General features: G+C 66.9%; 14 protein-coding genes. 3 read left to right on the forward strand and 11 right to left on the reverse strand.

Going from position 1 to position 15076, the window contains the following annotated elements; translation table 11 throughout:
- Positions 1 to 155: 155 nt before the first annotated feature.
- From ACT53U_RS05980 to nrdR, 3 genes are read right to left on the reverse strand one after another with little or no spacing between them, the layout of a single operon-like run.
- A complete protein-coding gene (locus tag ACT53U_RS05980; protein WP_476153518.1) occupies positions 156 to 773 on the reverse strand; it encodes a riboflavin synthase in 618 nt (205 codons plus the stop codon).
- Positions 774 to 831: 58 nt separating this feature from the next.
- Positions 832 to 1983, reverse strand: a complete 1152-nt coding sequence (gene ribD, locus ACT53U_RS05985) for a bifunctional diaminohydroxyphosphoribosylaminopyrimidine deaminase/5-amino-6-(5-phosphoribosylamino)uracil reductase RibD (protein WP_476153519.1) — start codon at positions 1981 to 1983, stop codon at positions 832 to 834.
- A complete protein-coding gene (gene nrdR, locus ACT53U_RS05990) occupies positions 1980 to 2447 on the reverse strand; it encodes a transcriptional regulator NrdR (protein ID WP_476138553.1) in 468 nt (155 codons plus the stop codon). Before nrdR ends, ribD begins: the two co-directional genes overlap by 4 nt.
- Positions 2448 to 2635: 188 nt before the next feature.
- Here nrdR and ACT53U_RS05995 point away from each other — a divergent pair, with 188 nt between their 5' ends.
- Positions 2636 to 4306: a bifunctional metallophosphatase/5'-nucleotidase gene (locus tag ACT53U_RS05995; protein ID WP_476153520.1), complete on the forward strand. Its 1671-nt coding sequence runs from the start codon at positions 2636 to 2638 to the stop codon at positions 4304 to 4306.
- A gap of 55 nt (positions 4307 to 4361) precedes the next feature.
- On the opposite strand, the gene ACT53U_RS06000 is transcribed toward ACT53U_RS05995, so the two are convergent.
- Positions 4362 to 5021: a hypothetical protein gene (locus ACT53U_RS06000; RefSeq protein WP_476153521.1), complete on the reverse strand. Its 660-nt coding sequence runs from the start codon at positions 5019 to 5021 to the stop codon at positions 4362 to 4364.
- A 654-nt stretch (positions 5022 to 5675) separates the two neighbouring features.
- Between ACT53U_RS06000 and ACT53U_RS06005 the strand changes: the two genes are divergently transcribed.
- Positions 5676 to 6488, forward strand: coding sequence for an HAD family hydrolase (locus ACT53U_RS06005; RefSeq protein ID WP_476153522.1), 813 nt, complete (start codon positions 5676 to 5678; stop codon positions 6486 to 6488).
- Positions 6489 to 6568: 80 nt separating this feature from the next.
- Here the strand turns inward: ACT53U_RS06005 and glyA are convergent, their stop codons facing one another.
- Together glyA and ACT53U_RS06015 are read right to left on the reverse strand one after the other, a co-directional pair.
- Positions 6569 to 7864, reverse strand: coding sequence for a serine hydroxymethyltransferase (glyA, locus tag ACT53U_RS06010; protein ID WP_476153523.1), 1296 nt, complete (start codon positions 7862 to 7864; stop codon positions 6569 to 6571).
- 164 nt (positions 7865 to 8028) lie between these two features.
- Positions 8029 to 8418 (reverse strand): hypothetical protein, encoded by a 390-nt coding sequence (locus tag ACT53U_RS06015; RefSeq protein ID WP_476153524.1) that lies wholly within the window; start codon positions 8416 to 8418, stop codon positions 8029 to 8031.
- Positions 8419 to 8605: 187 nt separating this feature from the next.
- Between ACT53U_RS06015 and ACT53U_RS06020 the strand changes: the two genes are divergently transcribed.
- Positions 8606 to 9493 (forward strand): substrate-binding domain-containing protein, encoded by an 888-nt coding sequence (locus ACT53U_RS06020; RefSeq protein ID WP_476153525.1) that lies wholly within the window; start codon positions 8606 to 8608, stop codon positions 9491 to 9493.
- A 63-nt stretch (positions 9494 to 9556) separates the two neighbouring features.
- On the opposite strand, the gene ACT53U_RS06025 is transcribed toward ACT53U_RS06020, so the two are convergent.
- The 5 genes from ACT53U_RS06025 to ldtR all read right to left on the reverse strand — a co-directional run bounded on the left by ACT53U_RS06025 (position 9557) and on the right by ldtR (position 14995).
- Positions 9557 to 10375 carry an amino acid kinase family protein gene (locus ACT53U_RS06025; protein ID WP_476153526.1) on the reverse strand — a complete coding sequence of 273 codons (819 nt, stop codon included), beginning with the start codon at positions 10373 to 10375 and terminating at the stop codon, positions 9557 to 9559.
- Positions 10376 to 10385: 10 nt separating this feature from the next.
- Complete coding sequence (locus tag ACT53U_RS06030; RefSeq protein WP_476153527.1) at positions 10386 to 11198, reverse strand: amino acid kinase family protein; 813 nt, start codon at positions 11196 to 11198, stop codon at positions 10386 to 10388.
- A gap of 339 nt (positions 11199 to 11537) precedes the next feature.
- Positions 11538 to 12842 (reverse strand): L,D-transpeptidase family protein, encoded by a 1305-nt coding sequence (locus tag ACT53U_RS06035; RefSeq protein ID WP_476153528.1) that lies wholly within the window; start codon positions 12840 to 12842, stop codon positions 11538 to 11540.
- A 277-nt stretch (positions 12843 to 13119) separates the two neighbouring features.
- The gene (locus tag ACT53U_RS06040; RefSeq protein WP_476153529.1) at positions 13120 to 14307 is read right to left on the reverse strand and encodes a benzoate/H(+) symporter BenE family transporter; all 1188 of its coding nucleotides are present in this window, start codon (positions 14305 to 14307) and stop codon (positions 13120 to 13122) included.
- Positions 14308 to 14482: 175 nt separating this feature from the next.
- Entirely contained in the window at positions 14483 to 14995 is a 513-nt protein-coding gene (gene ldtR / locus ACT53U_RS06045; RefSeq protein ID WP_476153530.1) for a transcriptional regulator LdtR, read from the reverse strand.
- Positions 14996 to 15076 lie beyond the last annotated feature (81 nt).

Raw genomic sequence — 15076 nt, forward strand, 5'->3', positions numbered from 1 at the left:
CGCACCCTCGGCTTCATGGTGAGGTGGCCGGCCATCGGTCGGCCCTCGAACCATGAGCGGGGGTACGGACGCCGTGCCACCGGCTTCGCCCTTCGAGGCCCGGTTGCGCCGGGCACCTCAGGGTGAAGCCGAACGATGGAAGTCCGACGTCGCGATCACCCGGCCTGTTCGGCCTCGCGCAGGCGGGCGACGTAGCGGGCCATCAGGTCGATCTCGAAGTCGATCCGGTCGCCGGCCTTCTTCTCGCCCCAGGTGGTGACGGCAAGCGTGTGCGGGATGATCTGCACCGTGAACGTGTCGCCGGTGACGTCGTTGACGGTCAGCGACGTGCCGTCGAGCGCCACCGAGCCCTTGGGCGCAACGAAACGGGCGAAGGCATGGGGCACGCGGAAGGTGAAGACCGCCATGTCGCCCTCTTCGACTCGGGCTTCGATCGTCGCGATCGCATCGACGTGGCCGGTCACCAGATGGCCGCCCATCTCGTCGCCGAGCTTGAGCGAGCGCTCGAGATTGACCTTCGTGCCGACCTTCCACTCGCCCATCGTCGTGCAGCGCAGCGTCTCCGGGCTCGCCTCGACGACATGGAAGGCGCGGCCGTCGGGCAGGCGGCCCATGTCGACCACGGTCAGGCAGCAGCCCATGTGGGCGATCGAGGCGCCCATGTCGATGGTCGCGGGATCGTAGGGGGATGCGACGGTCAGGCGGACGCCGACTTCCGCGCGCTCCTCGAGCGCGACGATCTCGCCGACGGCGGTGACGATACCAGTGAACATGGAGATCTCCTCGAATGGGTCGAGCGCTATGAAAGGGCGGAGACCGGCGAGGTCAAGGCTACGCTTCGCCGCGGCCGTCCCAAATTTCGAGCATGTCGCCGCCCCAGGTCTCGCGGCCGACGCAGCGGAAACCGCCGTCGGGCGCCAGCACGCGCGCCAGCGACGGCGGGGCGGGAACGCCGTCGGCACCGACGATCACGGGCGAGCGGAAGAGCGCGATGCGGTCGACGAAGCCGCCCTCGAGGAAGCTCTCGGCGAGCGCCGCACCGCCCTCGACCATAAGCATGTTGATGCCGGAGGCGGCCAGACGCTCCAGCGCCGCGGCGAGATCGAGGTGGCCGTCGGGACGCGAGGAAACCTCGATGCCCGTCGCGCCGAGCGAGGCGAGGACCCGCAGGCGATCACGCACGCCCTCCCGGTCGACATCCATCACCACCCGCACCGGCACGCTTCCAGCCGAACGTACCAGCCGGCTGTCGGGCGAGAGCCGCGCGTCGCGATCGAAGACGACTCGGATCGGCGAGCGATGCTCCATGCCCTCCAGCCGCACCGTCAGTTCGGGATCGTCGAGCGCCGCGGTGCCGATGCCGACGGCGATGGCATCGGCCTCCGCCCGCATCAGCTGGGCGCGCGCCCGTGCCGCAGCTCCGGTGATCGGGAAATTCGGCACGCCCCGCCTGCCGATCATGCCGTCGGCGGAGACCGCGAGTTTCAGAAGCACCTCCGGCCGCGCCCGCGTCACCCGCGAGAGGAAGCCGGACAATCCATCATACGCGGCGGCCGCCTCGACGCCGCGCACCACGGTGATGCCGGCCTCGCGCAGCTTCTCGTAACCACGGCCGGCGACGCGCGGATCGGGGTCGTCGCGGGCGACCACCACGCGGGCGATGCCGGCGGCGACGATGGCGTCGGCGCAGGGCGGCGTCTTGCCGTGGTGGGAACAGGGCTCGAGCGTGACGTAGAGCGTCGCCCCGCGCGCCCGCTCGCCGGCTTGCGCCAACGCCTGCGGCTCGGCATGGGGCCGGCCGCCGGGTGCGGTGACGCCGCGGCCGACGACCTTCGCGCCCTCCACCGTCTCGACGACGCAGATCGCACCGACCGACGGGTTCGGCCCGGTCAGGCCGAGATTGCGGCGGGCGAGCCGGATGGCCGCCCCCATCATGCGCCGATCGAGGTCCGTCGCGGCGGAGGGACCGGCGGGACGGCTCACCGGATCGGGCTCTCGACGCCTGAGAGTTCGCCGAGCAGATCCTCGAAGTCCTTGGCCTCGCGGAAGTTGCGATAGACCGAGGCGAAGCGGACGTAGGCGACGTCGTCGAGCCCCTTCAGGCCCTCCATGATCAGCTCGCCGATCTGCTCGGAATTGACCTCGGGTTCGCCGAGGCTCTCGAGCTGGCGGACGATGCCGCTGACCATGCGCTCGATGCGGTCGGGATCGACCGGGCGCTTGCGGCAGGCGACCTGGACCGAGCGCATCAGCTTGTCGCGATCGAAGGGCACGCGGCGGCCGGAGCGCTTGAGCACCGTCAGTTCGCGCAGCTGCACCCGTTCGAAGGTGGTGAAGCGGCCGCCGCAGGCCGAGCAGATGCGCCGGCGACGGATCGCCGCGCCGTCTTCCGTCGGGCGGCTGTCCTTCACCTGGGTGTCTTCATTGCCGCAATAGGGGCACCGCATCGTCCACTCCCCGTGCCGAAGCACTCCGTTCGTCGCAGACGTTTCTACACGACCTTCGGGGCCGGTGGCGAGAGGCAGGGTCGCGCGAGCCCGGCCGCGCGGTGGATTGACCGGACACGATCGGGAGACGATCCTCGCCGCCGGAGGCCCACCGCCCCGCGCTCGCCGTTCCCAAGCCGGAAAGAATCATGACGTCTCGCCGTTCGCCTCTCCTCGCCGGCCTCTTCGGCCTCGTGGTCGCCGCCCTCCCCGTCCGCGCCGAGGAGACCGGGCCGATCGCGCTGACGATCCTCGCCATCAACGACCTGCACGGCAATCTCAAGTCGCCCGGCCGGCTGAAGATCGAGGACCCGGCCGACCCGACCAAGACCATCGAGGTGCCGGTCGGCGGCGTCGAGGCGATGGCGACGCTGGTCAAGGAGAAGCGGGCGAAGTCGAAGAACACGATCTTCGTCGCCGCCGGCGATCTGGTCGGCGCCTCGCCGCTGCTCTCCGCCCTCTTCGCCGACGAGCCGACGATCGAATCGCTGTCGCTGATGGGGCTGGAGCTCTCCGCCGTCGGCAATCACGAGTTCGACAAGGGCGTCGTCGAGCTCCTGCGCAAGCAGAACGGCGGCTGCTCCTCCGACAAGGCGTGCCTGGCGCTCCACCCCTTCATGGGGGCGAAATACCGCTATCTCGCCGCCTCGACCATCGACAGGAAGACCGGCGAGCCGATTCTTCCTCCTTACGCGATCAAGACCTTCGAGGGCGTGCCGGTCGGCTTCATCGGCCTCGCCTTGAAGGGCGTGCCGCAGCTCGTCTCGCCCTCGGGCATCGCCGGGGTCGAGTTCCGCGACGAGGCCGAAACAGTCAACGCGCTGGTGCCGAAGCTGCGCGCCCAGGGCGTCGAGGCGATCGTCGTGCTGATCCACGAGGGCGGCTTTCCGACCGGCGGGCGCAACGACTGCCCCGGCATTTCCGGGCCGATCGTCGACATCGTCAAGAAGCTCGATCCGGCCGTGCGGCTGGTGGTCTCGGGCCACACCCACAAGGCCTATGTCTGCGACATCGACGGGCGGCTCGTCACCTCCGGCGACAAGTTCGGCTCGATGGTGACCGAGATCGGCGTGACGATCGACCGCACGACGAAGAAGATCGTCGAGACGCGCGCCGCCAATCTCGTGGTGCGCACCGACGCGATCGCGCCCGACGCGGAACAGACGGCGCTGGTCTCGGCCTACGAGAAGGTCGCTGGCCCCTTGATCGCCCGCCCCGTCGGCCGCATCGCCGAGACGCTGCGCAAGGAGGACACGCCCTCGGGCGAGTTCGCGCTCGGGAGCCTGATCGCCGACGCCCAGCTCGCCGCCACCCGCGAGGCGGAGGGTGCGCGCGCCGAGATCGCGCTGACCAACACCGGCGGCATCCGCACCGATCTCGTCAGGAAGACCGAGGACGGCACCGTCACCTACGGCGACGTCTTCGCCGTCCAGCCCTTCGGCAACCAGCTGGTGACGATGACGCTGACCGGCGCCGAGCTGCACGACGTGCTGGAACAGCAGTGGCGCGACCAGCCGAAGCCCCGGGTGCTGCAGGTGTCGAAGGGCTTCACCTATGCGTGGTCGGCCTCGAAGCCGGTCGGTGCCCGCGTCGACCCGGCGACGATGAAGCTCGGGGGAAAGCCGATCGAGGCGAAGAAGACCTACCGCGTGACGGTCAACGCCTTCCTCGCCGACGGCGGCGACGGCTTCACGACGCTCCGCAAGGGCCGCGACACGGTGACGGGGATGTTCGACGTCGAGGCGCTGGAGAAATACATCGCCGGCGCGGGAACGGCGGTCGCGGCGCCGGCGGGGGGGAGAGTTGTGCGGGGAGAGTGAGGGGGCATCCTCCTGGCAGACTGATGCCAGGAGGCGCTATCCGACAGGGCGCTCCTCAGCGCGAACCCATGAGTTCGGTCAGGCGGCAGAGATTGCAGGGCATGATCCGGACGGCCAGACGCGACGCGAATTTCGGCAGCCGACGCGCAACGAAGGCCCGCGCGGTGTCCGTCTCGTCGATGATCTCGACGCGTGGTGCCTTGTCGTTGACTACCGCGCGCGGATGGGAGGCGACGAACGTGCCGACGTAGAGGACGTCGCCCACCTTCACGTCGATCTCGTCGTGGACCGCACTGGCGAGCTGCGTCCCCATGCCGGTTCGTCCGACTGACAGCGACTGCCTGTGGCCGAACTGGGCGACCTGAAAGAAGCGATAGGTCCCCGGCTTGACCACCAGAACCCCCCAGGCGTTGTCCGGGCCAGTATCATCCGGCGAGCTCATCGCCGTGTAGGTCGGCCCCTGGAGCCAGACGGAAGCCGGCGTACGCTCGCCGAAGCTGTCGAGCCCGACGCCGACGATCTGATTCTGGGCGCGAGCGTAGCCGGCAACTACGAGCAACGCGGCGCCCTCCCGTCGCAGACGCTCGGGATCGGCGTGGGCAGCGACGTCGGCCGCGTTCGGGAAAACCCATTCCGACATCGGCGTGTTCGCGAAGAGACGCGCCCTCGCATCGGGGTCGTGGGTGGTCATGCAGGCCGACAACAGGAAGGCCATCGACGCGACGAAGATGAATCCAAGGCGAGACACCGAAACCTCCGACAACCGAGGCCCCGACCTGCGATCGGCGCCATCATCAGTGGTGCCTGCCCTACACGACAATCAAAGCAAGTTCAATCAGTGATGGTATCGACTCAATCGCTGCTTCAACGCCCTCCGAGCCTAACGCAGGTGCGCGCGAATGCAGCCTAGCAGCAAGCGGCGAACTGATTAGCCAAGCTGATGAAACCGCTGCCTCAAGATCAGACCAACGCGCTGGCATAGTGTCGTCGTCGACATGGAGCTAACCCTCAACCGCCGCGAATAGACGTTCACCGCTGAGAGCGTGATATGCAAGGGCATCCGCTTTTCCGGCGTCATCGCGGCTGCGATGAAAAGAAAATCTCGAATTTGAAGACCGAGCAGAGGTCACAGTCAGCGTGAAACCGCAAGTCTGATAGCTTGAAGTCAAATCTAGGCCAGACGCAAATAAGTCACTTTACGTTGAAATCCGCCACATGAAATCCATTGAGACAGCACAGCCGTAGCGAATACTAAGCGGATTAGAAAGTTCGGTCCGGCGAAAGATTTCACGGCAGGGATGTGCCTAATGTGTCAATTTGTGATATATACTCGGTGGCGCCGCAAACCAAGATTTAAGGAGATGTCCCCTTGCGCGAGATTGCTTTGATTTACGATTTTGATGGGACCCTAGCACGAGGGAACCTGCAGGAGCGCGACTTCCTTCCAGCTATAGGAATGACATCTAGCGATTTCTGGAATGAAGTAAAAATGATTTGCAAAAGCTCGAACGCAGACGAAATTCTAACATATATGAATCTAATGCTTGAAAAAGCACGCAATTCGAAGATGAGAATTACTGCAAAAAAACTGAAAGACCATGGAAAGAATGCAGAATTATTTGATGGACTAGCAGATGGCTCGTGGTTCGATCGCATCGAAGAATTTTGCACACAGCGGCACTTGAAGCCGAACCATTTCGTCGTGTCATCAGGCCTCGAAGAAATGATCAGCGGATGCAAGATTGGAAATCGATTCCGAGAAATATTTGCGTCTAAATACTTTTATGATGGCTCCGGCGAAGCCAAGTGGCCAGGTGTCGCAATTAATTACACGACGAAAACACAGTATTTGTTCAGAATAAACAAAGGAATACTTAATCACTGGGATAACAAATCATTGAATCGCTACATGTCCGAGAATGAGAGATCAATACCGTTTAAAAACATGATATTCATTGGCGATGGAGACACTGACATCCCCACGATGAAAATGTTAACACACAAAGGCGGCCATTCCATCGCAGTTTACGACCCAAAGAGAGACAAAGCCACCCTCACAAAAATTCACGAGTTAATATCTGATAGCCGCGTAGACTTCGTCTCTACGGCAGACTACACAGAGAATTCACAACTGGATATTATTGTGAAAGGAATTATAGGAAGAATGGCCAGATTAACATGAAAAGGCCGGGATCCCTTCCCGGCCTCCTCCGTCTCGTCTCATCTCTCCGCATCAGCCCCTGAGGCCGACGCCCGCCGATCTTACCCGTAGATCGGGAACCGGCGGCAGAGCGCCGTCGCCTGTTCCTTGATGCGGGCTTCGATCTGGCCGTCGCCGTCGGGGCCGTTGCGCATGATGCCGTTGACCACTTCGCCGATCATCAGGCCGATCTCGCGGAACTCGGCCTCGCCGAAGCCGCGGGTCGTGCCGGCCGGCGAGCCGACGCGGACGCCCGAGGTCACCATCGGCTTCTCCGGGTCGAAGGGGATGCCGTTCTTGTTGCAGGTGATGTGGGCGCGCTTCAGCGCCTTCTCGGTCACGTTGCCGGTCGCCTTCTTCGGACGCAGGTCGACCAGGATCAGGTGCGTGTCGGTGCCGCCGGAGACGAGGTCGAGACCCTGCTCGAGCAGCGCGCCGGCCATGGCCTGGGCGTTCTTCACCACCTGGGCGGCGTAGGTCTTGAACTCGGGACGCAGCGCCTCGCCGAAGGCGACCGCCTTGGCGGCGATGACGTGCATCAGCGGGCCGCCCTGGAGGCCCGGGAAGACGGCCGAGTTGATCTTCTTGCCGATGTCGAGATCGCGCGAGAGGATCATGCCGCCGCGGGGCCCGCGCAGCGTCTTGTGGGTGGTCGTCGTCACCACATGGGCGTGATCGAGCGGGTTCGGGTGGGCGCCGCCCGCCACGAGACCGGCGAAATGCGCCATGTCGACCATGAAGATCGCGCCCACTTCGTCGGCGATCTCGCGGAAGGCCTTGAAGTCGATGCGGCGCGGATAGCCCGAGCCGCCGGCGATGATCAGCTTCGGCTTCTCGGAACGGGCGAGGGCGCGGACCTCGTCCATGTCGATCAGGTGGGTGTCGGGCATCACCTTGTAGGGCACCGGACGGAACCACTTGCCCGACTGGTTGACCGGCGAGCCGTGGGTGAGGTGGCCGCCGCAGGCGAGGTCGAGGCCCATGAAGGCGTCGCCGGGCTGGAGGAAGGTGAAGAACACCGCCTGATTCGCCTGGGCGCCCGAGTGGGGCTGGACGTTGGCGTATTCGGCGCCGAAGAGCTGCTTGGCGCGCTCGATGGCGAGGTTCTCCGCCACGTCGACCCATTCGCAGCCGCCGTAGTAGCGCTTGCCCGGGTAGCCTTCGGCGTACTTGTTGGTCATCACCGAGCCCTGCGCCTCGAGCACCGCCTTGGAGACGATGTTCTCGGAGGCGATCAGCTCGATCTCGTCCTGCTGGCGGGCGAGTTCGTCCTCGATCGACTTGAAGAGCGCAGGGTCGCTCTCGGCGAGGCCCTTGGTGAAGAAGCCGGGGAAGAGCGTGTTGGCGGACTGGGTCATGGGCACCTCGTCGTTTCTTCGCCGGCGTCACCGGCCTCGGTCGCGCGGGCGATACCACGAAACGCGCGGCGAATCTCCCCCTCGCGTGTCGTGGACACGAAATTCGACGGAGCCATCACAATAATGCATCGCTCGGAAAGGCAGCCCCTCGCCCGCCGGATGGGTCAGCCGGCGAAGGCGAGCACCGTGAGAACGACGCCGAAGAGGAGCGTCCCGCCCATCCACAGATGGAAGTGCCGCTCGATGCCCATCCTCGTCATCAGCGAACCGACGCGATCGGCGGGCAGGAGCAGAAGCGTCACGCCCTTGGCGAGCGCCGTCCAGCCGGCGAGCGTGACGAGGATCGCCAGCGGCCCGCCGTGCCAGACCTGATGGCCGAGAACGATGGCGAGGCCGGCGACGCTCGCCACCATGCCGGAAAACAGCATCCAGGGGCGGCTCGCCGTCATCTCGGCGAAGACGGCGAGCATCTGCCGACGGTTCATCAGCATCGCCAGCGAGACGATCACGATGTAGAGGCCGATGAGCCGGCCGAGGAAGATCGTCGTGGACATGGTGCCCTCCCGCGATCGAAGCTTTCGGGGTTGCAGATGGTGCGCGGCGGCCGTCCGGTCAACCGGGCGGGGCGACGTGTCGCGGGCGCGGGGGCTGCGGTCATCGACGGGGGGAAACTGCGGATCCCCCTTGCGGGCGGATCGGCCGGCCCGCATTCTCCGCCGACCTGCAAAATTTCCGGACGCCATGCCCGAGTATCTCACCACCCGCGAAGTCGCCGCGCTGCTCCGTGTCAAGGAGCGCAAGGTCTACGATCTGGTCGCGACCGGCGCCATTCCGTTTCGCAAGGTGACGGGCAAACTCCTGTTCCCGGAAGCCGAGGTCACCGCCTGGATCGCCGCGACGCAGGCCGGCCCCGAAGTTCCCGCCAAGGCGCCGAGCGATCGCGTCGAACTGCCGGCGGTGATGGCGGGCGGCCACGATCCGCTGCTGGAATGGGCGCTGCGGCGCTCGCGCTCGGGCATCGCCGCCTTCCTCGACGGCGCGCTCGACGGTCTGGCGCGGGCACGGCGCGGCGAATGCATGGCGGCCGGACTGCATCTGCCGCAGGCCGACGGCGACTGGAACGTCGAGGCGGCGCGCGAGGCCTTCGCCGGGGCGCCCTGGGTGCTGATCGAATGGGTCAAGCGGCGGCGCGGCCTGTTGCTGGCGCCCGACACGATCCGCCAGCCGCGGTCGCTCGCCGAGGCGCGCGGTCTGCGCTTCCAGGCCCGTCAGCCGGAAGCCGGCAGCCAGATGGTGCTGACCCGCCTTCTCGCGCGCGAGAAGATGGTGCCGGCCGACCTGCATTTCGTCGACGGCTGCGAGCGGTCGGAGAGCGACCTCGCCGAGGCGCTGGCGCAGGGCCGGGCCGACGTCGGCCTCGGCATCGAGGCAGCGGCGCGCGCCCACGGACTGCGCTTCGTGCCGCTGATCGAGGAGCGGTTCGACATCGTGGTGGCGCGGCGGTCGTGGTTCGAGGAACCGTTCCAGACCTTCTGGCGCTTCTGCGGCACGGCGGAATTCGCCGAAAAGGCCCGCGCGCTCGGCGGCTACGACCTCTCCGGTCTCGGCCGCGTCCGTTTCAACGGCTGAAGACCCGCCCGCGGGCGGGGATGACCGGGCGACGCGTCGGCGCCGCCCGGATCGTCGTGTCGCTCAAGCTTCGGCGCGGATGATCGTGCCGACGTGCTCGCCGCGCAGCGCCGCGGTCAGGCGGCCCGGGACGAGGCCGTTGATCACCTGGACCTTGGTCAGGTTGCGGGCGTTGGCCATCACCTCGAGCATGGCGCGATCGACCGGCAGCGGGCCGGTGGTCTTGGCGAGCTCGGCCGCGCCGGTCTCGGCGATCAGCTTCGCCGAAGCGGCGTCGGGGCCGTTCGGGTCGGCGGTGTAGACGCCGTCGACGTCCTCGACGATCGTCAGACCGGCGGCGCCGAGCGCATCGGCCACCAGGAAGGCGCCGGTGTCGCCGCGGTGCGGCGGGATGCGCGAACCGGGGAACTCGTGGTGGTGGTAGGGCGGGAAGGCCGAACCGACCACCGCGCGCGCCGCCTGGAGGTGGAGCGACAGCTGGTTGGCGATCGTCGGATGCTCGACGTAGGAGACACCCTCGGAGGAGAGCATGGCGGCCAGGATGTGGCCGTTCTGCCCGGCCTCGGAGGCCGCCAGCGGGGCGAGCGAACCGACCGGCAGGCCGAGATCGAGCCCGACGCCGAAGACGTGGCGGGCACGGATGCCGGCGCCGGTCAGGATCAGCAGGCGGTGCTCCGGCAGCAGGGCACGGATCTCGGCGACGATCGGCAGGATCGCCTCGGCGCCGCGGTCCATGATCGAGCGGCCGCCGATCTTGACCACCTGCAGCCAGGGCAGGAGGCGGATCGGTCGGACGCCGGCGACCGGACGGGTCAGCGTACGATCCTGGAGGGTCTGGCGGGCGAGCGCGGAGGCGACGTGCTTGATGGCGTTGTCGGTCATGGCGTTGCCCTCAGTTCGCGGTGATGATGGTGCCGACGTGCTCACCGGCGAGGGCGCGCGTCAGGTTGCCGGGAACGAGGCCGTTGATCACCTGGACCTCGCGGACGTGGCGGGCCGACTTCAGGAGATCGAGCACCGGGAATTCGAGGATGGAATCCTGCAGGCCACGCTCCTTCATCTCGTCGACCGAGATCTTCGGAATGAAGGTGGCCTTCTTGTCGGTCTTCGGATTGGCGGTGAAGAGGCCGTCCTCGTCCTTCACGAAGATCATCGACTTGGCGCCGAACTGCTCGGCGACGAGGTAGCAACCCGCATCTGTGCGATAGGGCGGAATGACGCCGTCGGTCGACGGGCGGATCCACAGCTTGTAGGGCGGCATGCCGGGGAAGATCACGGCGTTGACCCGCTCGAGGTAGAGCGGCACCGACGACAGGCCGGAGCCGTCGATCGACGAGATGCCGTAGCGCGCCAGCAGCTGGCCGAGGATCGAGGCGTTCTGCTCGGAGACGGCGGAGGCGAGCTGCGCCAGCAGACCGGCCGGCAGGTTGAGGCCCGCCGCAACCGAATAGAGATGACGGGCGCGGGTGCCGGCGCCGGTGCCGATCAGCATCTTGTGCGTCTTGCGCGCGGCGGCGATCTCGTCGACCAGCGGCAGCACCGCGGCGGCGCCGCGATCGATCACGCTCTGGCCACCGATCTTGAGGACGACCGCGTCGGGCAGAATGCGGTATTCGGCTGCCTGGTCGGCCGCCGCCGTGAGGGCCGCGTCGGTCAGACTGCGTTGCATGAGGAGCGTTTCGAGCTCCGTCGAAGTTCCGGCCATGGAATCCCCTTTCGCCGTCGTTGTCGTCGGCATTCCTGCCCTCGAGCGCGCGTTCCGGAAAGTGGCGGGATCATGTGAAATTTCCGGAAGAGCGGGAAACGTTCACCGACGGGGGGAAGAACACGGCGGAACGGGACCGATGCGCCCCCTTCGCCGGACGCGGGCGACACCCGCGGCCACTGCGAGACGCGTCGGCGGTCGACGCGTCGATCGCAGAGGCGAGGTCGAATACGAAAGGACCCGAGCCGCTGTGCGGCCCGGGTCCTGTTCGCTCGGAAAAATGGAAATGCATCACCGCAGATCGCATCCCCGGCGCGCCGTCCGCGCCGGGATCGGAGCTCACTCCTGCGCCACCAGCATGCCGACGCCATCCTTGTTGTAGATGTCGTCGCGGAAGTGGATGGCGCCTTCGGTGGTCGCCCAGGCGGTGATGTAGTTGATGTAAACCGGCACCGGCGTCTTCAGCTTGGCGTCGAGGCGCTGGCCGTTGGCGAGCGCGTCGGCGACCGCCTCCGGCGTCCAGCCGGCGGTGTCGCGCAGCAGCCAGGTCACCAGACCCTGGATGTTCTGGATGCGCATGCAGCCCGACGAGTAGAAGCGGTTGTTGTCGCCGAACAGATCCTTGAACGGCGTGTCGTGCATGTACACGTCGTCCTTGTTCGGGAAGGTCACCTTCACCGTCGACATGGCGTTGTCGCCACCCGGATCCTGACGGAACTGGTACTGCAGCGCCTGAGCCGAATTCCAGTCGACCGCCTGCGGGGGAACTTCCTGGCCGCGACCGTCGAAGATGCGGATGTGGTTCTTCGCCAGATAGTCCGGCTCGGTCTGCATCTTCGGGATCAGGTCCTTCTTGATGATCGAGACCGGCACGTGCCAGTAGGGGTGGAAGTTGATCTCGCGGACCTGCGAGGTCAGCACCGGGGTCTGGCGATCGATCTTGCCGACCACCGCGTTGTGGCGCTCGACCACCCGGCCCTGCTCGACCATCTCGAGCTCGGCGCCCGGGATGTTCATGAAGATGTAGCGTTCGCCGAGGAAGCCCGACATCGAACGGATGCGGACGAGGTTCATCTCGAGCTGCGAGATGCGGGTCTCGATCGGAACGTTCATCACCTCGATCACGGTGTCGTCGACGATGCCGTCGGGACGCAGGCCGTGGCGCACCTGGAAGTGGCGCACGGCGCTGTCGACGTAGCTGTCGAACGTGTCGTAGTAGCCCATGCGGGCCTGATCGGGCGACATGTCGCCGGAAGCCACCAGACGCTCGCGCAGGCGCGGCACCGCTTCGGAGCGCGAGCCGACCTTGAGGCGCATCGACGACTTGATCTTGGGCCAACCGCCGCGGGCCTGCTGGGCCTGGAGCTGCGGGATCGCGGCCTCGATGGCGGCGACCGTCTCGGGCGAGAGCAGCGGCGTCTCGGACTTGATGCGTTCGGCCTGCGCGGCATTGTTGCCGGCGTCGAACTTCTGCTGCCATTCACGCACCGCCTGCGAGCGCGTCAGCGCCTCGAGCGGCGTTTCCCCGGCCTGGGCGAAGGCGACCGGCGCGACGGTCCAGCCGGCGAGACCGGCGAGCAGCGCACGGCGCGAGAGACGGCCGGCAGAGAAGGCGTTGGGGCGATGCACCGCTTGGTTCTCCATGATCGCTGTCCCGACGGCGAACGCTTCGATCGAAGGCCGCAGCCGGGATCGTCACGCATGCCCCTCCTCGCAGGGAGAGGTCGACATCGGCGTCCGCCCGGCTCACCCGGCTCGTCGCGTCGGCGACGGACACGACCGGGAATGCGGCGGACCACTGTTTCCAAGGTGTTGGTTACCCATTCCAATATGGCCGAAACATGTCGCCGGCCAGCCCCGGCACGCCGCCGGGATCGCACGACGGAGAAGTGTTGCAGCAAATCCGCGCGGCAAGGGCCGATCACGCCTTTTCGGCCGGTTTCCACTTCGCGAGGATGTGAACCACGAGACCGGCGACCAGTGCCCAGAAGGCCGACCCGACGCCGTGGAACGACAGGCCCGACGCCGCCACCAGGAAGGTGACGAGTGCGGGGATTCGATCCTCCTCGACGTCGAGCGCCGCCTTGGTGGCGCCGCCGAAGGCGCCGACCAGCGCGAGGCCGGCGGCGGCCTCGATCAGCTGCGGCGAGGAGCGCATCACCAGCGCCACCGCCACCACCGCGACGATGCCGAGGAGCCCATGGCCGATGCCGCCGATCGAGGCGACGATCCAGCGACGCGAACGGTCGGGGCCGGCCTCTTCGCCGGCGGCGAGCGCCGCGGTCAGCGCCGCCAGATTGACCACCGGCATGCCGAGCGGCGCCAGCAGCGCCGAGACGAAGCCGGTCGCGATCAGGAGCGGGCGGAAGGGCGGGTGGTAGCCGAAGGCGCCGATCACCGCGTAGCCGGGGATGTTCTGTGACGCCATCGTCACCAGGAACAGCGGCAGGGCGATCGAGATCGTCGTCTCGAGGTCGAAGACCGGCATGATCAGGACCGGCTGCGGCCAGGCGAAGGCGAGACCGTCGAAGGCGCCCTGCCCGCCGAAGGCCATCAGCGCCAACGCGACCGCGGCGGCCGCCGCCGCCGCCCACAGCCGGGCGAAGCGCATCAGCACCACCCAGGTGACGACGATGGCGCCGATCTCGAGCGGCATCTTGGCGAGCCCGACGAAGGGGGCGACGCAGAACTTCAGCAGCACGCCGGCCAGCATGGCGTTGGCGACGGGCTTCGGAATGGCGGCGACGAGGCGGCCGAGCGGCTCGAACATGCCGGAGGCGGCGATCAGCAGCCCGGTCGTGACGAAGGCGCCGACGGCCGAGGGAAACCCGCCGGCGCCGACGCCGACGGTGGCCAGCAGCACCATGCCGGGGGTCGACCAGGCGATCGAGATCGGCATCCGCGTCCACACCGACAGGCCGACCGCAAGGCCGGCGAGCGCCAGCGCGATGCCGACCATGGCCGAGACGATCTCGGCCTCGCTCGCCCCGACGTTGGCGAGACCGCGAATGACGATGGCACCCGACGAGGCGTAGCCGACCAGCGTCACCAGGAGGCCGGTCAGGATTTCGTGGGGCAGGACGAGGGGAACGCGGGCGGAGGGCTGCAAGACGGAGGCTCGGCTGGTGAACGGGTACCGCAACCAGAGCCCGAGCCGCGCCGGAAGGCAAGCGCAGAGCAGCCGCCCGCGACACATGATCGCCCGGCGAACGCGAAGAGGCCCGGACGGATGTCCGGGCCTCTCGATGTCTTCGGGCGTCTCTCGAAGAAGAAGCGGCGCTTCTTCAGAGGCGATAGAGGATCTGGTCGGTCCAGAACCGTTCCAGGCGCTGGAGAGACTTGTTGATCGACACGAATTCCGACTGGCCGATGCCGCCGACCTGTTCGATCGAGCGCAGCTGACGGTCGTAGAGGCGATCGACGATCTCGGCGATCTCGCGGCCCTTTTCGGTCAGCGACACGCGGACCGAACGGCGGTCGACGCGGGAACGCTCGTGGCGAACATAGCCGCCCTCGACCAGCTTCTTGAGATTGTAGGAGACGTTGGAGCCGAGGTAGTAGCCGCGGGTCCGCAGCTCGCCGGCGGTCAGTTCGGCGCCGCCGATGTTGAACAGCAGCAGGGCCTGAACGGCATTGACGTCGTCGCGACCGACGCGGTCGAACTCGTCCTTGATGACGTCGAGGAGACGACGATGCAGACGCTCGACCAGGGTCAGGGCTTCGAGGTAGAGGGGCCGGATCGCTTCCTGTTCCTCGGTGCGGGGGATGGCAACCGCCGCCTTCTTCACAGTGTTCATTGAACTACGCCTCGCTCAGCTCGCCTATACTTGGGGCTCTATTGGCCCTTTCATGGAGCGAATGTAGCGGGGTCCATCTAA

The sequence above is a fragment of the Pinisolibacter sp. DMC19 genome, from assembly GCF_056313985.1.